The sequence below is a fragment of the Nostoc sp. genome, assembly GCF_036917935.1.
GTDB lineage: Bacteria > Cyanobacteriota > Cyanobacteriia > Cyanobacteriales > Nostocaceae > Nostoc.
Genome location: NZ_JBALEL010000058.1, coordinates 41,326 through 64,000 on the forward strand (window position 1 = coordinate 41,326; position 22,675 = coordinate 64,000).

General features: G+C 43.0%; 21 protein-coding genes. 11 read left to right on the forward strand and 10 right to left on the reverse strand.

Annotation, left to right across the window (positions count from 1 at the left end; translation table 11 throughout):
- Positions 1–37: 37 nt before the first annotated feature.
- The 4 genes from V7K62_RS24520 to V7K62_RS24535 all read right to left on the reverse strand — a co-directional run bounded on the left by V7K62_RS24520 (position 38) and on the right by V7K62_RS24535 (position 3,875).
- Complete coding sequence (locus tag V7K62_RS24520) at positions 38–169, reverse strand: hypothetical protein (RefSeq protein ID WP_334868657.1); 132 nt, start codon at positions 167–169, stop codon at positions 38–40.
- A gap of 279 nt (positions 170–448) precedes the next feature.
- Positions 449–1,204 (reverse strand): SDR family NAD(P)-dependent oxidoreductase, encoded by a 756-nt coding sequence (locus V7K62_RS24525; RefSeq protein WP_334868659.1) that lies wholly within the window; start codon positions 1,202–1,204, stop codon positions 449–451.
- Positions 1,205–1,320: 116 nt separating this feature from the next.
- Positions 1,321–2,145, reverse strand: coding sequence for an alpha/beta fold hydrolase (locus V7K62_RS24530; RefSeq protein WP_334868661.1), 825 nt, complete (start codon positions 2,143–2,145; stop codon positions 1,321–1,323).
- A 563-nt stretch (positions 2,146–2,708) separates the two neighbouring features.
- Positions 2,709–3,875, reverse strand: coding sequence for an AI-2E family transporter (locus V7K62_RS24535; protein ID WP_334868663.1), 1,167 nt, complete (start codon positions 3,873–3,875; stop codon positions 2,709–2,711).
- A gap of 220 nt (positions 3,876–4,095) precedes the next feature.
- Between V7K62_RS24535 and V7K62_RS24540 the strand changes: the two genes are divergently transcribed.
- Complete coding sequence (locus V7K62_RS24540) at positions 4,096–4,437, forward strand: hypothetical protein (protein WP_334868665.1); 342 nt, start codon at positions 4,096–4,098, stop codon at positions 4,435–4,437.
- 285 nt (positions 4,438–4,722) lie between these two features.
- Complete coding sequence (locus tag V7K62_RS24545) at positions 4,723–6,147, forward strand: LCP family protein (protein WP_334868667.1); 1,425 nt, start codon at positions 4,723–4,725, stop codon at positions 6,145–6,147.
- 210 nt (positions 6,148–6,357) lie between these two features.
- On the opposite strand, the gene V7K62_RS31645 is transcribed toward V7K62_RS24545, so the two are convergent.
- The 6 genes from V7K62_RS31645 to V7K62_RS24570 all read right to left on the reverse strand — a co-directional run bounded on the left by V7K62_RS31645 (position 6,358) and on the right by V7K62_RS24570 (position 12,532).
- Entirely contained in the window at positions 6,358–6,504 is a 147-nt protein-coding gene (locus tag V7K62_RS31645) for a plasmid mobilization protein (protein WP_442937332.1), read from the reverse strand.
- A 346-nt stretch (positions 6,505–6,850) separates the two neighbouring features.
- Positions 6,851–7,924 (reverse strand): anthranilate phosphoribosyltransferase family protein, encoded by a 1,074-nt coding sequence (locus V7K62_RS24550; RefSeq protein WP_334868669.1) that lies wholly within the window; start codon positions 7,922–7,924, stop codon positions 6,851–6,853.
- A 40-nt stretch (positions 7,925–7,964) separates the two neighbouring features.
- Positions 7,965–8,669 (reverse strand): FHA domain-containing protein, encoded by a 705-nt coding sequence (locus tag V7K62_RS24555; RefSeq protein ID WP_334868671.1) that lies wholly within the window; start codon positions 8,667–8,669, stop codon positions 7,965–7,967.
- Positions 8,647–10,785: a substrate-binding domain-containing protein gene (locus V7K62_RS24560; RefSeq protein ID WP_334868673.1), complete on the reverse strand. Its 2,139-nt coding sequence runs from the start codon at positions 10,783–10,785 to the stop codon at positions 8,647–8,649. Before V7K62_RS24560 ends, V7K62_RS24555 begins: the two co-directional genes overlap by 23 nt.
- Before the next feature lie 43 nt (positions 10,786–10,828).
- Positions 10,829–11,509, reverse strand: coding sequence for a response regulator transcription factor (locus V7K62_RS24565; protein ID WP_334868675.1), 681 nt, complete (start codon positions 11,507–11,509; stop codon positions 10,829–10,831).
- 54 nt (positions 11,510–11,563) lie between these two features.
- On the reverse strand, positions 11,564–12,532 hold the full coding sequence (locus V7K62_RS24570; protein WP_334868677.1) for a sensor histidine kinase: 969 nt from the start codon (positions 12,530–12,532) through the stop codon (positions 11,564–11,566).
- A gap of 693 nt (positions 12,533–13,225) precedes the next feature.
- Between V7K62_RS24570 and V7K62_RS24575 the strand changes: the two genes are divergently transcribed.
- The 9 genes from V7K62_RS24575 (at position 13,226) to V7K62_RS24615 (ending at position 22,357) form a co-directional block, all read left to right on the forward strand.
- Positions 13,226–14,065, forward strand: a complete 840-nt coding sequence (locus tag V7K62_RS24575; RefSeq protein ID WP_334868679.1) for a Pvc16 family protein — start codon at positions 13,226–13,228, stop codon at positions 14,063–14,065.
- A gap of 30 nt (positions 14,066–14,095) precedes the next feature.
- Positions 14,096–15,757, forward strand: coding sequence for a phage tail sheath family protein (locus tag V7K62_RS24580; RefSeq protein WP_334868681.1), 1,662 nt, complete (start codon positions 14,096–14,098; stop codon positions 15,755–15,757).
- A gap of 100 nt (positions 15,758–15,857) precedes the next feature.
- Positions 15,858–16,313: a phage tail protein gene (locus tag V7K62_RS24585; RefSeq protein WP_094347975.1), complete on the forward strand. Its 456-nt coding sequence runs from the start codon at positions 15,858–15,860 to the stop codon at positions 16,311–16,313.
- Between the two features lie 22 nt (positions 16,314–16,335).
- The gene (locus tag V7K62_RS24590) at positions 16,336–16,830 is read left to right on the forward strand and encodes a phage tail protein (protein WP_334868683.1); all 495 of its coding nucleotides are present in this window, start codon (positions 16,336–16,338) and stop codon (positions 16,828–16,830) included.
- Positions 16,831–16,841: 11 nt separating this feature from the next.
- Entirely contained in the window at positions 16,842–17,189 is a 348-nt protein-coding gene (locus V7K62_RS24595; protein WP_334868685.1) for a hypothetical protein, read from the forward strand.
- A gap of 300 nt (positions 17,190–17,489) precedes the next feature.
- Entirely contained in the window at positions 17,490–17,873 is a 384-nt protein-coding gene (locus V7K62_RS24600; RefSeq protein WP_334868687.1) for a phage tail assembly protein, read from the forward strand.
- Positions 17,837–18,019 (forward strand): DUF6760 family protein, encoded by a 183-nt coding sequence (locus tag V7K62_RS24605; RefSeq protein WP_334868778.1) that lies wholly within the window; start codon positions 17,837–17,839, stop codon positions 18,017–18,019. Before V7K62_RS24600 ends, V7K62_RS24605 begins: the two co-directional genes overlap by 37 nt.
- Positions 18,016–19,983, forward strand: a complete 1,968-nt coding sequence (locus V7K62_RS24610; RefSeq protein WP_334868689.1) for an FHA domain-containing protein — start codon at positions 18,016–18,018, stop codon at positions 19,981–19,983. The genes V7K62_RS24605 and V7K62_RS24610 overlap by 4 nt, the downstream gene beginning before the upstream one ends.
- Before the next feature lie 193 nt (positions 19,984–20,176).
- Positions 20,177–22,357 carry a CHASE2 domain-containing serine/threonine-protein kinase gene (locus V7K62_RS24615; RefSeq protein ID WP_334868691.1) on the forward strand — a complete coding sequence of 727 codons (2,181 nt, stop codon included), beginning with the start codon at positions 20,177–20,179 and terminating at the stop codon, positions 22,355–22,357.
- Positions 22,358–22,675: the final 318 nt, after the last annotated feature.

Genomic DNA, 22,675 nt, shown 5'->3' on the forward strand with positions numbered 1-22,675 from the left:
TGCTGTAGGGGCACAGAAAAAGCTCATTGGTGTCAACTTAAGCTGAAACTCCTTTAAAACCTCGTTTCCAGCCAGAGGCTGGAAATGCTGCTCCTGGTGGCTCTGCCGCCAGCAAGGGAGGCAGAGCCTCTAGGACGGCATTCCCAGCCAGAGGCTGGGAACGAGACAATATCTAAAAGCTGGTTCTAGGCTGGCTTTCACGTTAAGTTGACACCAATGAGCTTTTTCTGTGCCCTTACAAAAGATGTGGTTTTTAAACTTATTCATATTTAGTATTTCTTGTCAATGCGTAAGTCCTAGATTTATGTAAAAAATAGTTCAAAATGATTTAAGATATCTCCGACAATGAATGTAGAGACGTTATATTTAACGTCTCTACAAGGGTTTCAGGTAACGCATCATTAATTTCACCAGATGTCTATTGAGCTAAAGTAACCGCGCCGAACACCTAGCGAAGTCCACCCGATATGTACAGCGTTTCGCCGGTGATCCATGCTGAATCAGAGGATGCGAGGAAGACGACGGCAGGTGCGATGTCCTCTGGCTGTCCAATGCGGCCAAGGGGGGTTTGCGCTTCAGTCTGTTGGCGGCCTTCGCTCTTGGCTACGGTTATTCCTGCTGTGTGCGTGCCCTCCGTTTCCACCATACCAGGATTGATGGAATTGACACGGATGTTGCGTGAACCCAGTTCTTTGGCTAGCGACTTCGTGACGGCATCGACAGCCGCTTTAGTGGCGCTATAGACCGAGCCGTTAGCGGGCGCAAGGGTGCTAACGATTGAACTGATATTGATGATGCTGCCGCCCGCCGCTCCGAAGTGCTTTACTCCTTGTTGTGAGGTGAGGATTAATCCCAGCACATTCAGATCGAACTGCTTGTGGAAATGCTCTTCAGTGATGTCTTCGATTGGGGAAAATTCATAAATTCCGGCATTGTTGACCAAGATATCCAGCTTGCCAAATACCTGCTGCGTCTCTGCAAAAAGATGTTCGATCTCTGCCTTTTTTGCAACATTTGCCTGTACTGCGATCGCCTTACCGCCCTCGCTGAGAATCTCGGCGACAATGCGATCGGCTCCTTCTTTGCTAGATGAATAGTTGACGACAACTGCTGCACCTTCGGCTGCCAGATGTTTGGCAATAGAGGCACCAATTCCTTTGGATGCACCCGTAACGACTGCAATTTTTCCTTCTAGTTTTTTCATGATTATGAGTGCCGTAGTTGTTGAGTTTGAAAAAGTTGTCCGAAACGGGCTGCGAAAAAACGAGAACGCACCTGTTCGGATCTTCGACATTGATGTTTTAAATTGGTGGCTCGGTGTCACCCCTTGAGGAACGACAACAGGTCTGCGTTGAGCCTGTCTGCATGAGTATTAGTGAGACCGTGTGGTGCGCCCTCATAGACTTCTAAACGGGTATTCTTGACGATCTTGGCTGAAGCCAGCCCCGCAGCCCCGATTGGCACGATCTGGTCATCGTCACCGTGGATAATCAGGGTTGGCACATCAAACCGTTTGAGATCCTCCGTGAAGTCCGTCTCAGAGAACGCTTTGATGCAGTCGAGTGCGTTCTTGTGTCCCGACTGTAGCCCCTGGAACCAGAAAGAATCGATTAGACCTTGGGAGACTTTAGCACCTGGTCGGTTGAAGCCAAAGAACGGGCCGCTGGCGAGATCCTTATATAGCTGCGAGCGATCGGCGAGGGAACCAGCACGAAGCTTATCGAAGACCTCGATCGGCAGTCCGCCGGGATTGGACTCCGTTTTCAGCATCAGCGGCGGGACTGCGGAAATCAGCCCTGCTTTGGCTACCCGTGCTGTGCCGTGGCGACCGATATAGCGGGCGACTTCACCGCCACCTGTGGAAAAGCCGATCAGAATAATACCATTCAAGTCGAGTGTTTCGATCAGCGTAGCGAGGTCGGCGGCATAGGTATCCATCTCGTTACCATTCCAGGACTGGCTCGATCTGCCATGACCACGGCGATCGTGGGCGATGACGCGATAGCCGTGCGATGCCAAGAACAGCGCTTGGATTTCCCAGCTGTCAGCGTTAAGCGGCCAGCCGTGCGAGAGGATGACTGTGGGCCCTGTTCCCCAGTCCTTGTAGTATATCTGCGTACCGTCCTTGGTAGTGATTGTACTCATTTGACTCCTATGTATATTGAGAGCTAAGACAGCTGCTTAAAAGCGATCGCCCATATTGAGTTTGTTGAAAATTACAATAGGCAGTTTTTGCTTCCATAATTAAAAGCTTCTGTGATTGGGTTAGTGATGTTGGTTATGCTTCATTCTTCAGCAAGACTCAATCCAGAACACTCAAGTTATTTGAGTTAAGTGAAGAGTCAGAAACCCGACGGGCAAATTTCCAATAGAATTGGGACAATGCTGTGGATGCGTTAGTGTGTTATGGTCGCAAGACAGAACTGGCGAGGCTTGGAGGCTATCTAGAACATCGAAGCAAAACACCAATTGGCATCTAGGTCTTGTGGCAAGGATTGACCTTTCACAGTATTTGGAAAATCTTGATATTAAACAATCGATCGCAACAGAATTTAATAAATAAATAAATAAATAAATAAGAGGGGTAAAGGGTAAAGGGTTGATAATAGTCGCCCACCATACGAGCAATAGCTTTTTACCCTTCCCCTTGCCCCTTACCATTCCTTATAAATAACTCATGATACACTTCCTGCTCCTACCTTCTTGTATTAGGGCAATGTCGCTTCAGAAATGCTCAAAGTGTTGTTGGCGTCAGCTTTCGAGGACTCGTTTGCTGGAGGAGATGCAGTTATCTCCCCAGTGGCACTGTCGCTTGTCTCGCGATTAGGACGCAAGGCACTTAAAGCAGTCTTAATTACAACAGCGGTAGGTACTGCCACAATTACACCCAACAGTCCACCAATTCTTGCCCCTGTTAAGACCGAAATTAAAATCCAAACTGGATTTAAACCAGTAAAACTGCCTAAAATTCGGGGGGCAATTAAGTTTTCAAGAATTTGCTGTACAATTACTGCTGCTATCAAGACTCTCACACCCATTGAAAAATCTTGCAACGCTACCAATAGTGTAGTCAGGGCGATGCCTACAGAACCGCCAAAGGGGACGAGAGCCATCAGACCAATAGTGAGACCGAATAGCAGACCAAATGGCACCTTCAGCCACAAAAAGGTAGGAATGAGGGCTGAAGCCATACAGGTAGATAAAATCAACTGGGTGATGAAGAAATTTTGGAAGCTGAGGCGGACTGTTTTGGAGAAAGGATCGCGAAATTTATTAGGTAGCCATTCGACTAAACTTTGCCAGAGTTCACCCCCATGCTGTAAAAGATAAAAAGTCAAAACCATCGTCAAGAGAATATCTAGCAGACTAGTAACTGTGAGTACAGCCAGATTTAAAACTTGTCCAGCGATCGCTTGTAATTGTCCCTTGACGCGATCGTTGATTTGCACTACCAGAGCATCGAGGTTAATCGGTAAGCCAAAAGTCTCAGCTTTTTCGTTTAATATCATTAACTGAGAGCGTCCAGAGTCGATCAACTCTGGTAAACGAGCCACCAGTTGTTCAGCTTGGGTAAGAGCCAGGGGAAAAAGTGTCACACCCAAGGCCAATAAAATCGATAAAGCCAAGAGAAATACTAAAATAGCGACTTGCTCTCGCCTAGCACCATGATGCTCCATCCAGCTCACGGGGTAGTTGAGCAGAAATGCTAGCACTGAGGCTCCGACTAAAATGACTATGAGAGAATGGAAATAATCAAAAAATACCGAAATTGCCCAACCATTGATAACTAGCAGCGGAGCGAATAGCGCGATCGCCCCGATTCGCGCTATTGGAGTGAATGTTTGCCACCAGTCGAGTAGCTTACGTGTCTGCATTTTGAGCTGATTGCGGAATAGAACTAAATGAAATTTTTCTTTACAGCTTATTATCTCTAACTATATGAGTCTTATTCATCCTTCTAGTTTAGGAGTTAGACTAACCTCAATGGAGAATTTTGAACCGAAAGAGAGTGAAGACTGGGGACTGGGGGCCCCACCTGACCCATTATCTCTTATCCCCAGAGGGGGCCCCACCTTCCCCAATGCCCCATGCTCAATGCCCAAAATACAATTGCTTTTAAATTTAGTTCCGATCATCGGCTTTTTTCCATCGTTGTGGACGCTCTATCGGGGCCAGGGTAGTCGGGAACAACTTGCTATTAGCCGTCTGTCTATTACTTTGGCACTTACTTGGCTGTTGAGTTATTTATTATTGGCTACCGGAGCAGCAACTTCAGATTTTTTTCCGCTACGTCTATTTATCCTGAATAGCTTTCTCACTTCGGGTTACTTTTTAGTAAGTGTCTGGTTGATTTGGCGTCTGATGCAGGGCAAATCTGGTCGTTTATCAGGGTTTAGTACTCTAGCAGAACGAGTGCTTGGCAAGTATTTATCTTAATTGTTTCGGATGATAATTTGTCGGTGTTTTTACTGATTTTATGGAAATTTAAGGCTAATTTATCCATATATCTAGTCAAATCCAGTTTATTATTGCCATACTTCAGTAAAACATCTCCAGGTTGCCCAAAAGAAGAATAAATGCTGCTATAAGTGTTGTGGTTGACACTACATTAAAAAAGTTAGCACCGATAATTAAGAGTTAGTTATTATGGGTTGATTTGTTTGCATGTTTTTAGTCTGCAAAATTACCGAATTTGATTAGTGAGTAAGTGTGAGGAAGTCTGTGACCATTCAAAGAAGTTCGGCGGAAGAAAACCAGTCGGGAAAAGCCTTAAAGTCCAGTAAAAAAATTTCCCAGAACTCGACATCAGGACGTTGGCTGTGGTTTTGGGTAGGTATGAGTGGTATTGCAATGGTGTCAGCAACAGCAGGGGCGCTTTTGGCGGTGTCTTTGACTAGTACGCCTTTGCAACAAGCCCAGCTAACTCCAAAGGATGAGGCGGCCTTTGATAGCGATCGCATTTCTGGAGGTGTGTTGCGATTTTCAGAATTAACTCGTCCGGTGAATCTTTTGGTGATGGGAATGAGCGTACTTCCCCCAGATATCCAAAACCCTCCAGAAGAAACCAAAAATCTCAAATACTTGCCCCAAGTCAACTCTTTTGATGGTCTTTCTGATGTGATGCTCTTGGTCAAATTTGATCCAGAGACGAAAAAAATAAATATGCTCTCCATTCCCAGAGATACCCGCACCCAAATAGAGGGGTATGGAGTAAAAAAAATTAATGCTGCCAATGTTGACGGTGGGCCAGCTTTGACTGCTAGAACCGTCAGTAATCTCTTAGGTGGGGCGGGGATTGATCGCTATATCCGAATTAACGTTCTAGGAGTTGCCAAGCTGATTAATGCTTTGGGTGGCGTGACTGTCTACGTCCCTAAAGATATGAAATACCAAGATGATTCTCAGCATTTGTACATCAATTTGAAGGCGGGTAAACAGCATCTTAACGGCGATCAGGTACTGCAATTGCTGCGTTTTCGCCATGACGAACTCGGTGATATTGGTCGGATTCAGCGGCAGCAAATGGTCATCCGTGCTTTGATGGAGCAAACACTCAACCCGGCTACTGTTGCTCAATTACCTAAAGTTCTTGATGTAGTGAAAGAACACATTGATACTAACTTGACGGTTGAAGAGTTAGTGGCGCTAATGGGTTTTGGGGTGCGGACAAATCGCTCTAATATGCAAATGTTAATGCTGCCTGGTCGCTTTAGCGAGAAAGGCGAGTTTGATGCTAGCTATTGGTTGCCCAACAAAAATGGTATTGCAAAACTGATGGCTCAACACTTTGGTTTGGACTCAGAACAGGAACAACTGGCGACTACGACTGATCCACGCTCTTTGCGTGTAGCAATTCAAGATAGTACAGGTGGCGATCGCTCTAACCTCCAACCGTTAATTAGAGCCTTGGAAAAATCTGGATATCGCAACATCTATGTGGCTAAGGCATGGGGTGAACCTTTAGATGTAACTCACATTGTTGCCCAACAAGGAGATGGTGACAGTGCCGAATCAATTCGCAACACTCTCGGATTTGGAGAAGTGCGTGTGGAAAGTACTGGCAACCTTGGCTCAGATATCAGTATCCAAGTAGGTCAGGATTGGTTGCAACAAAAATCTATTTTGGAGAAGTCGCTGACAAAATAATTCCTAATTCGTAATTAATTAACGTAAATTCGACTGCTTATATAGTGTCCGTCTAATTAGCCCAATTAAAAGACCTTTCCCTGATTTTACTACGTAAAACCGTCCCTCTCCGAGTCGGAGAGGGAAAGACTTGAACTTTAGTTCAAGGCAGAGAGAGGTTCATAAAACTCACGTTATTACCGGAATTAATGGGTTTAAAGCCCCGCCGTTCTAGGGCGGCTTTGAAAATTGAGCTATACATTTTCTAAGAACATCAGACATTCCCACGCCTTGTTTTTCTGCTTCTTTCTTCAGCTGCTGAAGTTCATACTCAGACAATCTAACTTTAATCGATTTTTCTCTAGACATGGGGCACATTTGAGGGTACAATATTAATTATGCCATAGGTAGAATAACCGCGCTTCTCAAATGGATAACCAACCCCAAAACGACTGGCTAGGAAAAAATAATGGATAGTGGGTAGCGAGTAAACCACGATAAACATAGCATGGATGCCAACGCGCATCTAAACCAGTAAACCTAAAATTTTGAGGAAATTAAACGTATCGTGGGGCGCACGAGAACGAGAGAATAAATTCTCTAACGCTTAGGGAGATGAAGCCCACTGGGGTCAGCTAAATTAAACTAGAAGCTTTGTTTTATAAACGGGTTTCAGGTTTAAGTATTGCCGAAAGGATAGATGATTTTAAGGCGCGTCTATGAACTAAGAATCCTTGGCATTTATGCCGAGGAGCGTCAATACCTGTCTCAGTTCTTGGAGTTTAGCTGCTACTACACCATTGGTTAATAATTCTTCTGCTTTAGCTAAACCCTCTGCCATATTTGGACAAATACCACTCCGCCATAGATAAAATCCGCCATTCCACAAGGCTGTTTGCATCAATTCACCTGGTTTACCTGCCAAAACCTCTTGAATATCCGCCACCAGTTCTTCAGTAGTTCCAAGGGGTACGTTCTTGGTAGTAAAGCCGTAATCACGCGGTACGAGGTGCAATCGCTCTACCTCTTGCGATGCTACGGATGAAGATAAGCTGATGATTGCAGTGCGATCGCGCGGTAAGTCGCAACTACCTTCTAATCCTTTGACAAATGTAAATTTTGTTACTCCTCGCAGTTCTAGAGCTATCTGAAACATCCCTTCTGTCGGCGGATGGACAAACCCAGCAATTACGTGAGCATCCCCAGCATAAGGACACCAAATTAGCTCCATTGTCGCCAAGGGCGGACGTTTGCCAAGCTGGTCGCGGTACTCCCAAATACTTGTAGTTAAGGGAAAATGCTGAGGTAGATAAATAAAGCCGATTGCCGTTTGCTCAAACACTTGTTGGGTTTTTGCTAGTGGTAAGGTAGTCCAATCGACTCCTAAACCCTGCCAAATATCTATCAGGGGTAAGCCGTACTTCGTTGGTAGGCGATCGCCACCGTGCATTACCACTGGTTGTCCGACTGCGGCGAGTAGTAAAGCTGTTACCGGACTAATTGGTGCTGTGCGTATTCTGCCATCATAAGGTATGCCAAGAGCGATCGCTGGTCGCCCAGAGACTATTGGTTGCAGTTTTGGCCCCAGTTCCTCATAAGCATCCAACATTCCCGCCAACTCTTCCCCTGTAGGGCGCTTGATTCGATGAGCAATCAAAAACGCTCCGATTTGGGCTGGTGTCGCTTCACCCAGCAGCATCATTTTAGTAGCGGTGGCTGCTTGGGCGCGAGTTAAATTCTCGGCGGTGTGGTTTCCGCTGCCTACTTTTTGCAGGAATTCCCGAAATACATTGCTCATTTGTCATTGGTCATTGGTCAATTCTCAAATAAGGTTTTTACTACACAACATATACAGTAAAGTTAACTAGGTTATCCTGACCAAATCGCAGTGAATCACCGTTTAACAGGCGATATTGCATACCAGGAGTTAGAGGATTATTGTTTAAATAAATACCATTTGTACTCATATCAACAATCATATATGAGTTTTGCGACCAGTCCCAATCGACTCGCGCATGACGACGAGAGACTATTCCCTCACTAGGAATGCCAGTCAAGTCGATTTCTGGCGGCGCTATTCCTGGACTCTGACTGCGGCGACCAATATAACCTCCTTCCCCAACAAGGTTAAATTCTCTGCCGGTGCTATGAATCAGCTTTAAGGCTGGCGCTCTTTGAGACGGGGGGGTATAAACAGGCGGCGTTGGTTGATAGGAAACTCGTGGCTGATAGACTGTTGAATAATCAACGGGAGTTTGTTGGGGAACCTGGTAATTAGATTGGTCTGTTGCTGGCCGCTGATACTGAACAGGCGGTTGTTGATTGGGCGATTGTTGATTGGGCGATTGTTGATTGGGCGGTTGTTGATTGGGCGATTGTTGATTGGGCGGTTGTTGATTGGGTGGTTGTTGATTGGGTGGTTGTGGTGTAGGAGAAACTACATTACCCACAGGAGTGGAACACCAGGGACAAACCTTAGCATTGTTAGGCAGGGCGCGGTTAAAATATTCGCAACTGGGATTAGGGCACCGATTTGCAGGCATAGGAATTTATATCATCAGGCATAGGTTGTAAAGCTACAAGACCTACTTTACTAAGTAAACACTGACCCTGACGAGTAGTTAGCATCTGGGCAAATGTAGAACCACCAGGCAGGCGGCTGCTGTCTTTAGGGTACACTACAAAAATAGGGTATCCCAGAGGGTAGCTTTGGAAAGTTGTGACATCAACATAATAATCATCATGCTGACACAAGTCATCTGAGGGATTAATTGAGCGGCGATCGCGTCTTTGAAATAAAGGTTGAATCGCTGACTTTTTACCATCTGCGATCGCTAGGGGATAGCCAGTACACTGACTCGAAGTTTTACTGATAATGCCAAAACTGATAATACCAGTGCTTCGCCCTTCTAAAGTCTCACTGCGTATCAGGTTTTGGGTTTTTGTTGTATCAAGTTTAGTAACTTTTGCTGCAAATAAAGCTTCGTCTTGAGGGGCATTTTTCAGAACTATTTCTTGAAATTTACTGATTGCTTCCGGTTCAGTTGGGGCAAAAGGTTTCACAGGCAGATTGGGAAGTTTGGGACTAATTTGCTGCCAATTAGTAATTTTGCCTGTGTAAATTTGACGCAATTGTTCAAGATTGATTTGCCCCCCAAGAGCATTAGCAAGATTTGAGTCTCTTTTATTAAATGCTACAAAAACAAGTAACCCGTCATTAGCAACTGGTTTTTTAGCAAGTTTATCTGTGATGTTGTCTACCAAACTAGTAATTGCAAAATCTTTTTTGCTTGCTTGGACTTCTTCAATACTTTTAATCGGATTATTTACATTAGATGACAAAACAGATTTATAGTCAAATGTTGCTGTTGCATCTGATTTTGGTCGGGTCAATAAATCTCCTAAACGACTGTTGTCTACAGGTTGCGTTAAAACATAACTCCATGTACTGTCTTTTTCTCCCGTGTAAGTAAATTGTCCAGAAGGAACGTTGGAGACTTCTGAAAAATTCCGCACAAGTCTAGACCATAGTATATATTGATTAGGACTATCTGTTTTTCTGCCCCAAAGCCAATACCAAATTCCCCCACCAAGTAGTAATAAAACCAGAATTAATAGCAAAAGTAAGGGCATTGGCAAAGACTTTTTTATTTCTTGAGAACCTGGCGATCGCACTGAACTTGAACTTTTGCCACGATCTTCTTTAGGAAGTTCTAGCAGTGCTTGACGAGCCGCTTCTGCACTCTCAAAAGGATTTTCCAGCCCAATTAAACGATAAATAAACTGCTTTAAATGGCTATCGGTATCTGGCCATTGTTGATTATCTCTAGGATCGAGAGGCTGGTTAGATAAAAAATTAGTTGTCCGCCCTACCCATAAAGAAAAGGCTAGCAATCCTAATGATTCTAAATCTTGCTCAGGTCTGGCGGGGGCGGGTTGAGCAATATTTGGTGGAATAAATAAGTTTTCCCAGATAGCTAAATCACAAAAGTATATAGAAAACTTTTGATTATTTTCTACCTTAATTAAGGTACTATCTAAATTGATGTTCCCGTGAGTTATACCCAGTTGTGTTTGATTGGAGGGAAAACGCAGCTTTTGGGTGTGGAGAAACTGGAGAGTTTGTAAACCTTGATTAAGTACCTCACGCACATCAGGAGATGTCATTGCTCCCTTTTCTATGAGATACTTACCTAAAGTTTGGGATGACTCTATTCCTTGAGTAATTAAATAACAGCGTTCTCCTTTTTCATCTGCGATCGCTTCTTTCGTTTCCACAAGACGGAAATTTTGAATTCGACTATCGGCTAAACTTACCCCACCCACCCGTTTAAAAGCATCTTTCCGCTTTTGAGTCTCGGTTTCATTAAAACAACGATTGGGTAGTAGGTATTCTTTGATGATTACAGGTTGTTTGTCCTTAAGTTGGATACCTGAGTATAAGCGGCCTAAACCCCGCACACCAACAAAACTAGCTATTTGATAAGTCCCCTGATTTCCTTTAATCTCAGCTTCCTGCGGTAAAGTTGCTGGAAAACCACATTCCAAACAAAACTTAGCGCCCTTGATTTGCTGTGCCGTTTGGAAGGGGCGATCGCAATTTAAGGGAGAATTGTACGAGCAGGGGTATTGTTGATAAAAAGATTCAAATGAAGGCATATACAAAGAGTTTTGTGAATTGCGCCGATTACTTCCCTGGCGCTCAAGCGTGAACTAATCCTAACTTCAGGGCAGCCACAATCGCTTGAGTCCGGCTAGTAACCTTCAATTTTTCAAAAATACTGGTGAGATGCGCCTTAACAGTAGCAACTGTTACATATAAATGTTTAGCTATTTCTTCATTAGAAGCTCCTTGAGTTAACCAGTATAAAACTTCTTGCTCTCTTTCGGTTAAATGCACCTCATGACATGCTTTCACACAAGAGTCTGAATAAGCCTGAAAAAACCGAAAAAATCGACTAGCAACTTCTGAAGGTAGATAAATTTCCGACTTTGTAACAGTGTCGATAGCTTCACATAGTTGTGTCGCTACGCGATTTTTAAACACATAACCTGCGGCTCCCGCCTGCATTGCTCTAAAAATCCAGTCGTCTTCTTGATGAGCCGACAATACTAAAACTTTGCCAGTGTAAGCAGCTTCTTTCAGACGTGTCAGAACTGTAATTCCATCACATCCTTTCAATTGCATATCCAGCAAAATTAAATCTGGACACTTCTGGGCTGTAAACTTTAAAACCTGCTCAACAGAATCTGCATCACCCATAACTTCTATAGGTAATGCAGAATTAATACTATAAAAATTCAGGAGAGTACGTAACCCTTGACGAAAGCGTTCTTCGTCATCTACCAGCAAAACTGAAAGTTTTTTATTATCATTAATCATCTTATTAATTATGAATTACGTTAGCGTAACGGGGGGTAGCCCATTACGAATTACTTATCCATTCCTTCGTCGAGGTAAAATTATAGAAAATTGTGCCCCACTTTCTGGCAAAACTTGCGCCCAGATACTTCCTTGATGATCCAGAATAATTTTTTTAGCAATAGTTAAACCCAGTCCTGTGCCTCCTTTACGCCGAGAATAAAATGGAGTAAATACTTTTTTTAAATCTTCTTGAGACAATCCTGGCCCTTGATCGGAGATTTTAATTAAAACTTCATCTTGAAAAATTTGCCAGCTACAGGTAATAGTTCCTAAATGAGGACTAAAATGAACAGCATTACTGAGGATATTATCAAATACTTGCTTCATTTGCAATCTGTCTATCTTCAGTATTGTTGATGTATCAGGAATCAATATTTTAAGTTTTTTCTGATTAATTAGAGGTTTTAAATTTGTGATACTTTCAACTACCAAACTTCTTAAATCTTGAAGTGTTACCCTTAATTTTGCACTTTGACCGCAATCAATCAGTTCATTTAAATTAGTATCTAAATCTTGTATACTTTCGCCGATGATTGTTGCTTGCTCTTGCCAAGGGCTATCCTCTAAACCTAAGCAGAGATTATGTGCATACAATCCTATAAGTCCTAGAGAGTTACGCAATTGATGGCCTATTCGATGTAGGATATCTTCTAGGAGTTGAATTTCAGTTTTTTGTCTTCCATAGTCCAAGTAAATATCTACATACTTACTCAGGAGCATAGCAGAGCGTTTTACGTATAGTTGTAAACTCGATGAGAGAGGTTCATGAGTAATGATTTGAATGTATTCAGGTTTTTGATTTCTATAGGATATAGGGCAAATGTAAGAAATGGATGAAAAATCCTTAAGTTTAAATTCGTGTAAAGTCAAAGCAGGCGGAAAATCTGTCAGCCATGTTTCTGAGCGCAAATAAGCTAAAGTTTTTGGAGAAAAAGGAGCTTGGTCTTGACCATAATTTATAACCTCTTGATTAGCTCTCAATAATGAATCATGATAGACAATCCGAGCGAAAAAAATTGGATACTGACTAGCTAACTGCTCAGACTCTAGCTGACAAAAGCTTTGGATGTCTGAGGAACTCAAATAATTCGAGCCATTCTCTAGTTTTTGTATAGAAAAGCCTAGTGTCATAGCTTCACTCGCTTTTTGTAACCAAATGTTTTTACTATTCTGCTGATCAGTATAAAATTATGCAGTCTCAGTAATGTTTATTTTTTTGTTAAGTTATCTTGATTAGATAATTCATACAAAGAATTATTAAAATTATTAAGCTTATATTTACAGTTTCTTATCACTCCCCTAAGTATATATAAGTATGTGATAGATTTTATTTGTAACACTTAAACGAGTAATGCTCTAGCAAGGCAATAATGCTTGGTTCGTAGTGAGCGCTACCCTACGGAAATCCATCACACTTCACAAGAAAAAATCTAGTGCGTCCAATTAAAAACTACTCCAGACTTATCTACAAACTGAAGTTACTGCTTTTCGGATTATTGAAAATATAATATCTTCCAGCCCTTTCGCTCATGATTCTGGGGGAGATGAGTAGGACAAGGAGAATAACCATGCCGAATGCCCCATCGAAAAATATCGACAAAAGTCTAATTAACTTTAGAAGACTGATACATATACTCTAGATGCATCTGGATTAGCTACCAGCAGAACACCTTCATGCTTATCTTCGTTCTTCAAACTTTAGCCGAAATTCTCGCTGGAGGAACCTCACTTACCAGTACAGAGCAAATTGACTTTAGCCATCCTGGTAATCGAAGGGAAGAGGGAGCAGGCCCGACTCTCAATTTATACATTTTTGATATACGTGAGAGTAAGCAGGTACAACATTCTGGTAGGCAAGTTGAACGCAAGCTAACACGCGCTCTACAACCTGCTACTGTAAATTGGGCACCCGCTTGGTTTGATGTTTCGCTGCTATTAACAGCCTGGGATAGAACAGCTTTAGGTGAGCATCACTTTATCAGTGAGGCGTTGACTGTGCTGTTGCGCCACCGCACCTTAGAAGAGGAGTTTTTGGTTCCTGAATTACGGGGCTATGGTAATTTGAACATGACAGTTGCGCTAGAGCCGCCAATTGAGATTGGCTCTTTATGGAGCGCTCTGAATGTGCCATTGCGTTCAGCCTTATATTTGACAGTTACAATCCCCTTCGAGCCACAACCTACTCCAGTGCCTTTAGTTTGGGAGCGAATTTTCAATTTGCGAAATCAATTGTCTCGCGATAGTGACAGTCTAGTATTAACCAGGCGAGTTGCGATCGCGGGTATTGTCAAAAGTGCGGTGACAAATCTGCCGTTGGTAGCGACAGAAGTAGCTGTGAGGGGAACTGAAAAGTCTCTATTAACCACTAAAGAAGGGCTGTTCTTCTTTGAAGACCTTCATTTAGGTAATTATGTTTTGATTCTGAATCATCCTGGCTATTTACCCCAAAACGTCAACGCATTGGTAGATAACCAAAGTAATACTTTCAAAGAAATATTTCTAACTCCTGAATAATTAGATTTTTACTGACTTGGAGAGACTTTCATGGCTAGACTTGATTACTTTGCTCCTGGTGTCTACATTGAAGAAATTGACCGAGGTAGCCGACCGATTGAAGGTGTTAGCACGGCAGTTGCCGGATTTGTCGGCTTTACAGAAGACGTTCGCGGTGGGGCTGAACTATATAAGCCCGTGCTAGTAACCAATTGGACGCAATATCTCAATTACTTTGCCCGTCTCAATTCTGATGGGTTCACCGACTTCAACGCCTATTTACCCTTTTCAGTCTACGGCTACTTTATGAATGGTGGCGGTCGCTGTTGGGTGACAAGCATCGGTACTCAGTTACCAGGCGCACCCAAACCCACGACTCCAGAACCCGCTAACTTACGAATCAACGCTCGAGGCAATCGTCCAGCCCTGCGCTTTACTTTGCGCCCTGAGCAAGCAGCAGGCGGATTAGTAAATCTCATCATTATTGATGGTTCGCCCCGCGCCTTACCTGAAGGTACTGAAGGAGAAGCGCCTCCAAATACAGGCGAATACTTCACAATTCAAATTCGTCGGGGAGATGAGCTTTTAGAGGAATATGAAAATTTGACGATGAACCGCGAGCCTGGTGCTCAAGCCGCAACTTATGCGCTGGCGGCATTGAGAAATTCGATGTATGTCACTGTAGAAGACATAACTCAAAGTGGACAGCCTTTAGCTCGTCGTCCGGTTAATGGTCAATATGAACTAGCACCGCCCATTGTCGCCACTCCACCCGATAGATTTTCGCAAAATTTAGAAGGGGTTCGAGACGATCGCACCGGGGTACGCGGTATCTTTGAAGTTGATGAAATCACAATGCTAGCCTGTCCTGATGTGATGCGGGCTTATCAAGAGCAAGTACTGAATTTAGATCAAGTCCACGGCATCATCGAACTGATGATTAGTATGTGCGAGGGTTCTGCCAGTGGCGATATTCCCAATCCGCCTAACCGCATGGTTGTACTTGATTCGCCACCGGAAGCCGTTAAACCGCAGCAAGTAGTGGAATGGTTGAATAGATTTAACCGTCGTTCGATGTTTGCGGCCCTTTATTATCCTTGGATCAAAGTACCGAATCCACGCGATCGCGGTAATCCAATTTTAGTACCTCCTTGTGGTCATGTGATGGGTGTTTGGGCCCGCACCGACGAAACCAGAGGAGTTTACAAAGCCCCTGCAAATGAAGTTCCCAGAGGCGTAATTGGTTTGGGCTATGACACAAACTTCCGCGAACAAGAACTATTAAACCCCCTGGGGATAAATTGTATTCGCAGCTTCCCTAACCGAGGTATCCGCATTTGGGGGGCACGCACTTTAGTTGAACCAGATAAAACAGAGTGGCGTTACATCAGTGTGCGTAGACTAATTAGCTATATCGAAAAATCCTTAGAACTGGGGACTCAGTGGGTAGTTTTTGAACCGAACGACCAAGATTTATGGGCGCGTGTAACCCGCACCGTCAGTAACTTCTTAGAGCGCATCTGGCGTGAAGGTGCTTTGTTTGGGGCATCTCCAGCCCAAGCATTCTATGTGAAGTGTGATGAAGAATTGAACCCACCAGAAACCAGGATTTTAGGACGTTTATACATCGAAGTCGGTGTTTGTCCCGTCAGACCAGCGGAGTTTGTTGTTTTCCGCATCAGCCAATGGAATGGCATTGAAGATAGCGAGTAGGGCATTGGGCATTGGGCATTGGGCATTGGGCATTGGGCATGATTATTCTCCCCCCAGTCCCCATTCCCCAAATTAATCACACACAAAGGAGTCTAAAAGTATGGCAGGCGAATTTTTAACCTCTTGTAAATTTTACTTTGAGGCTGATGGAATTACTGATAAATTTATCAAAGAAATTAGCGGGCTAGGTGTTGAGAATACACCAGCACAAGAAGTTCACGGTTCATCAAAGGGCGCTAAACTAATGCGTCAAGCTACACCAACTGTTGTAAAATTTACCAACATCACAGTAAAAGTCATCGCCACTGATGATATAGACCTTTATAAATGGTATCAAGATTGTAACGAAGATATGGGCGATCCTCGTAAGTGGTCACAAAATCGTAAGACTGGTTCGGTGGTTGCTTACGACCAACAAGGCTCGGAAAAAGCACGCTGGAACATTGTCAATTGTTATCCTTGTAAATACACTGGGCCTACCTTAACAGCCTCTGGTGGTGATATGGCAAATGAGACGGTTGAATTGGTTCACGAAGGAATTAAACGGATTAAATAATTAGCTTATCCAGTAATTAACAGTGGTACAATCCGCAAGCCGAATTCCAGAAGTTCTTACAGCCCATCGGTTCTATTTAGAACTGAAACTAGAAGGTCAAAACGATGCCAATTGCTTTTTTTTGGAGTGTCAAGGCTTCAAAAGAACACAAGAGGTAATTGAAATTTGTGAAGTTACTTCTCAAACCTGGGGTACAAAAGGGCAGTCAAAAGGTCAGGTGGTGAGAACTAAGCTTCCTAGCAATCCCAAGAGTGGTAATCTCATTCTGCGTAGAGGTACCACCAAATCTATGGATTTTTGGAAGTGGTTTGAAAAAGTCCAACAAGGTAATTGGTCTGAGCAACGTAGACTTGTTGCTTTGTCTATTTATAATCAGGCAAGTGAAGAAGTAGCTAGATTTGAATTAGCCGGTGCTTGGCCCGCAAGTTACAAAATTGCCGATGTCAGCGCCCGCAGCCATGACATTGAAATTGAGGAAGTGGAGGTCGCTTTTGAGGAATTTAAGCGCGTGAAATAATTAGGAGGATTATGTTTCCTACAGAGTTTGAATTTATACTGCCAAAGGGGTATCTAGACTCTGAAGGCAACCTCCACCGCAAAGGTATAATGCGGTTATCAACGGCGATAGACGAGATTGCACCCTTGCGTGACCCACGCGTTAAAGCTAATCCTGTCTATGCCACAATTATTATCTTGTCGCGAGTGATTACGCACTTGGGTGCTTTATCAGAAGTGACTCCTGCAATCGTGGAAAACTTTTTTGCCCAAGATTTAAATTATCTCCAAGATTTTTACCGTCGAATCAATGGATTGGAAGGCGAAACTTCCATAGCGGAAGATACAGTAAATTCTCCCGAAGCACTTCTTCATAATTGAGTCGAGCATTGGGCATTGTGCATGGGGAATGGGAAGCAGGAAGCAGGAGAGCAGAGAGCAAAAACTCATTAATGGAGTTCAAAGACTCATCCCCTATTCTCAATGCCCAATACCGAATGGCACTAACAAAAGCCCAAAAGCCTGTGTAATCTCGTTCCCAGCCTCTAGGCTGGGAATGTATTCCGAGAGGTTCTACCTCTCGTCAAGAAATAGGAGGCGGAGCCTCGCAGAATGGGTTCCCAGCCTGAAGGCTGGGAACCAGTCAGAGACTCATGCCCAATGCCCAAATAAAATTAACCTATGCGCCGTAAGAAAGATACTCTCTGCACAGAATTTGCCTTCACTCTTCCTAGAGGGTTGAGTGATAGTGAACACCGAATACATCGTCATGGGGTGATGCGTTTAGCCACCGCCAAAGATGAAATTTTGGTGCAACAAGAGCGCAAAGTTCAGGAAAATCCAGCTTACGGCGTATTGGTGATGCTTGCACGGGTTATTACACGCTTGGGCAGTTTCAACTCTGTTAGTCCTGATTTACTTGAAGAACTGCTCCTACATGACATTGCCTATCTCCGAGAGTTTTACAATCGAATCAATCAGCAAGGCAATGTACACATTTCGACACAATGTCCCCACTGTAATACTCAATTTTCAGTGGAGCTAGAACTAGCGGGGGAGTCGTAAGCTACCCCTCTGATGCTTTATATGAGGAGGTAGCTTTTATTGCTTATCATTTCCACTGGTCACAAGATGATATTTTAAATTTAGAACATACTACCCGTCAGCGCTGGGTGGCAGAAATCAATAAAATTAACCAAAAAATAATATGAAAGTAAAAGTTAGCTACTCACCAAATCTAAGTGAAGTCAATGAAGTTGACCTTAGCATAGAAAATACAACGAGAGGAGAATGGCTAATAGGTCGTTCTCCTGATTCTGATTTAGTCCTAGACAGCCCTGATATCAGTCGGGTACATGCTAAGTTTTTTGTTAAAAGTGGAAATTACTACTTCTGTGACCTTGGCAGTAGAAATGGCTCAATATTTAACGGGAAACAAGCTGAAAAAGATCGACTATATTCTTTGAGCGATGGAGATGTTATCAGGATTGCAGATTACGTTTTGATTTTGGAAGCGGTTGCTCCCGCTTATCAGCAAGCAGAGACAGTCTTTAGAATTATAGATCCTTCACTGTTTTCTCGATCGCGATCGCCTGAAAATGTCAGCGCTGCCAATGTTGTTAATCCAGCCCCAGAGGTAGTAAACGAAGTTCCAACGCCAATTAGTCAAGAAGTAGAAACACCTGAAATTAATTCTCCTTCCCCAGAAATCAGCGAAATCTCAGAAGTTGTTTCGACTCAACCTGATGATGTCATACCGGTTGTTGAGATAATCGCCCCTGAAAACATCATTCAGCCACCAGAAGCAGTTAGCGAAGTTTCACACGATACTCGCGATGAAATTGTGGATTTGCCTACATTAGTTACAGCAGAAGTCAGCGAAGCCTCAGAAGTTTCTTTCACTGAAGCTGATGACGCAATAGCCGCACCTGAAAACATCATTGAAACTCCTGAAGAAGAAAGTGTCCTTCCAGAAGCTAACCACGATGAGGCTGTAGGCTTTGAAGCAGCACTGGCTACAGAATCTACTTTCGTACAGCAGCGTGACATAAGCGCTATTCCCAAAACTACCGACGACGAGTATGCAGAGTTAGAAGCAGCACTTGAAGCAGAAGTCACCTTTGTACAGCCGCGTGATATTTTCAACGAAGTTCCTGCACAGAATGCCATTCCAGAAGCTACCGACGATGAGTATGCAGAGTTGGAAGCAGCACTAGCAGCAGAAGTCACCTTCGTACAGCCGCGCGATATTTTCCACCAAGTATCTGAGGAGGAGAGTGAGATTCCCGAAGCTACTCATGATGAAGTAGTAGATTTGGATACGCCAGTCGCAGAAGAAGTCAGTGAAGTTGTTGAAGACGCACAGATTCAGCCGCAAGAAACATTGAACCAAGTTACACAAGATATCACTGATGAAGCGGTAGATTGGGATATGTCAGTTACAGCAAAAGACAGCGCAGATGTTAACGAAGTAGAACCTAGTTCTGCTGTTGATGAAACAGTCAATGAAGTTCCTGAAACATTGACTGCGCCTGATGAGAACATTGCAGAAATTTTCAGCAGTCAAGATATTGATTTGAGCAATACCAGGACTGAAGAAGTCAGTGTAGATGTTGATGATGTTTCTTTTCAAGTAAGTGAAGTTTCTGACTCAGCTGATATTCAATCTTTGGAAACAACAGAAACGGAATATCCTGAAAGCCTCAGTCAAACTATTGAAGAAGTTTCGGAAGTAGAAGCAACTCAACCTGATGAAATTCCAGAAGAAACAAATGTCAGTGAGCCTCCTCAAACTATCATTGAAAGAAATATAGTACTCATCGCTCACGAAAGCAAGAAATCAGAACTTGCTGAATTTGTTTCTCAGCATCAAGAATTTTTTGCAGAAAGCTTTACAATTACCTGGCCATCTGTTAGCGAAGTCTTACATCAACAGGCAGGAATAACTATTAGTCAACAAACCCCCGCACCAACTTCTGGAGGATATCAAACAATTGCGTCATTGGTTGGAGCCGGAGAAATTGTAGCCGTTATTTTCCTGCGAGATTTGCTGCAATCTCAGCCTGGTCAAGCAAATGAAGAAGCACTGCTGAGATTATGCACTATTAATCAAGTTCTATTGGCTACTAATTTGCCAACAGCAGAGGCGATTGTGCATTATCTGAAACATATATAGCAATTCTAAATTAGTTATGAACAAAAAGATACCCGACTTCTTAAAGAAGTCGGGTATCTGAGCATTTCGGTGTTTGCAAGTAAAATATGATTGCTATATTTTTGGAAAAGTTGCAAATTACGTAGAATAATTTCAATAATAAAAATTAATCTAAAAATATACGTATATTTTAAAGTAAAATCTATTTAAGAAAATGGTTGTAAATTTTAAAAGTTTATTTAGACAGCCAGTTATTCTTTCAAGTGCGATCGCTACAATTTTACTAGTAGGCATTCAAAAACTTGGGGTTTTCGAGCCTCTGGAAATGAAAGTCTACGACCAAATGATGCAATTACGTGCCGACTCAGGCCCAGACTCCCGTCTGTTGATTGTTGCTTTAAGTGAAAAAGATATCCAAAAATGGAATTGGCCCCTATCTAGTGAACTTCTAGACCGACTGTTAGGCAAACTTGAAGAATATCAACCGCGAGCCATTGGTCTAGATATTTTTCGTGACTTACCAGTACAGCCAGGTCATGAGAAGCTACTGCAACGCCTACAACAGAGCGATATCATCATTCCTATCTGCAAACATTCTGGTTCTAACAATCCGGGAATAGCGCCCCCAAAGGGCGTTGAAGCAGAGCGAGTCGGATTTAATGATGTCGTAGAAGATACTGATGCTACAATTCGCCGCAATCTATTATTAGTAAGTTCAGAGGAGTCTGATTCTTGTCAAAGTACTTATTCCTTTAGCTTACAACTAGCACTTAAATACTTAGAAGTTGGAGGTATCCAACTAGAATTTACCCCTAAAAAGGAACTACGACTACGTAATACTATATTTAAACCCCTGCAAAGTAGCGCTGGCGGTTATCAGAAAGCGGATACAAATGGCTACCAAATCCTGCTTAACTACCGTTCTGGTCATCAGGTCGCCCAGCAGGTAACTATTACAGAAGTACTTGCAAATCAGGTTAAACCAGATTTGGTAAAAGACCGCATCGTTTTGATTGGTTCAACAGCTAATAGTTTAAATGATATTTTTAATACGCCCTTTGCTAGTGGTAAGTCAGATAATTCTGGCAAGATGGCCGGAATTGAAATTCATGCCCACAGCGTTAGTCAAATTCTCAGTGCTGTTCTGAACAAACAGCCTCTATTTTGGTTTTTGCCTGAGTGGGGTCAAGTTCTTTGGATATGGGGATGGACTGTAGTTGGTGGGTTGCTGGTATGGCGGATTCAACATCCACTAGTCTTAGGATTGGCAGCAGCAACAACCCTTGCAGTATTATTTGGAGCTAATTTTATCATTTTTACCCAAGCTGGATGGTTCCCAGTCATACCTCCGGCATTGGGGTTTGTATTTACCGTCGGCAGTGTCCTTGCCTATAGTGCTTATCAAACCAAGCAAGAGCAAAAAGAAATTACCCAACGGGTTCAAGAACATCAACAATTAATTGTGGAATTGCAAGGTCTTTTACGGCAGCGTGGCAATGCCTCAAACGAAGCACCAACGGTAATTGCTGATTTCATCGGGCAAGAAATTGCACTAGGGACGGTACTAAACAACCGCTACAAAATTACTCAACCCTTGGGTTCTGGAGGATTTAGTAATACTTATTTGGCTGACGATATCCAGCGTCCTGGTAATCCGCAGTGTGTGGTTAAACAGTTGCGACCTCCTCGCCAAGATACAGAATATTTAAATGTTGTCAGACGCCTATTTGACGCGGAAGCAGAAATTTTAGAAATTTTGGGTAAGCATCCACAAATTCCTCAACTGCTAGCTTTTTTTGAAGAAAATCGCCAATTTTCTTTAGTGCAAGAATTTGTTCGAGGGCACGCTATGGATAAAGAGCTAACCTCTGGTAAGCGACTCAAACAAGCTGAAGTTGTGGAGATGCTCAAAGAAGTTTTAAACGTGCTTGTTTTTGTTCACAGCTATGGCGTAATCCATCGAGATATCAAACCTAGTAACTTGATTAGGCGAGAATCAGATCAGCACATTGTTTTAATTGACTTTGGCGCTGTTAAGCAAATTCAACCTCAGCAGCAAGAAGCTCAGACCATTGCAATTGGTACTCCTAGTTATGCACCTTCTGAACAAATGAGCGGGTTGCCAAAACTCAACAGCGATATTTATGCATTGGGAATTATGGGGATACAAGGTTTAACTGGAGTAGATCCCAGAGAATTTAGTAGAGATACAAATAGTGGTGAAATAATTATCCAAGGTGAATCTGATGCTAATCACCAGTTTTGGCAACATTGGCGCGAATTAGCTGACGCTACAAATGAGTTAGTTATGATTTTAAATAGAATGGTACATTTCGACTTCACTCAACGATATCAGTCGGCAGCAGAGGTGCTGAAAACTCTCGAAAATCTCTAGTACTTTTTTCTCAGCACTTTAGTGTTGAGAAAAAAGCCTGGTCACTCGCATGACCAATTCAATTGTAATAAACCAATAAATCTGCTGTTGAAGGGGATAGCGCAGAAATGCGATGCCTACAACTGAGTAACAGCGCTGCATAAATTTTTAGATAACCTCAGTTAAATACATATCTGTTCAAGTTTGTCTTGAACTTAGCCCCCGATTTATTAATCAACACAGCATCAGTGATGAAACTGTTTCCCTCACTGAATTTTGCACACATTGTTGATTCTAGTGTCCTACCTAGAATCGCTAGGACTCAAATAGCAACTCATG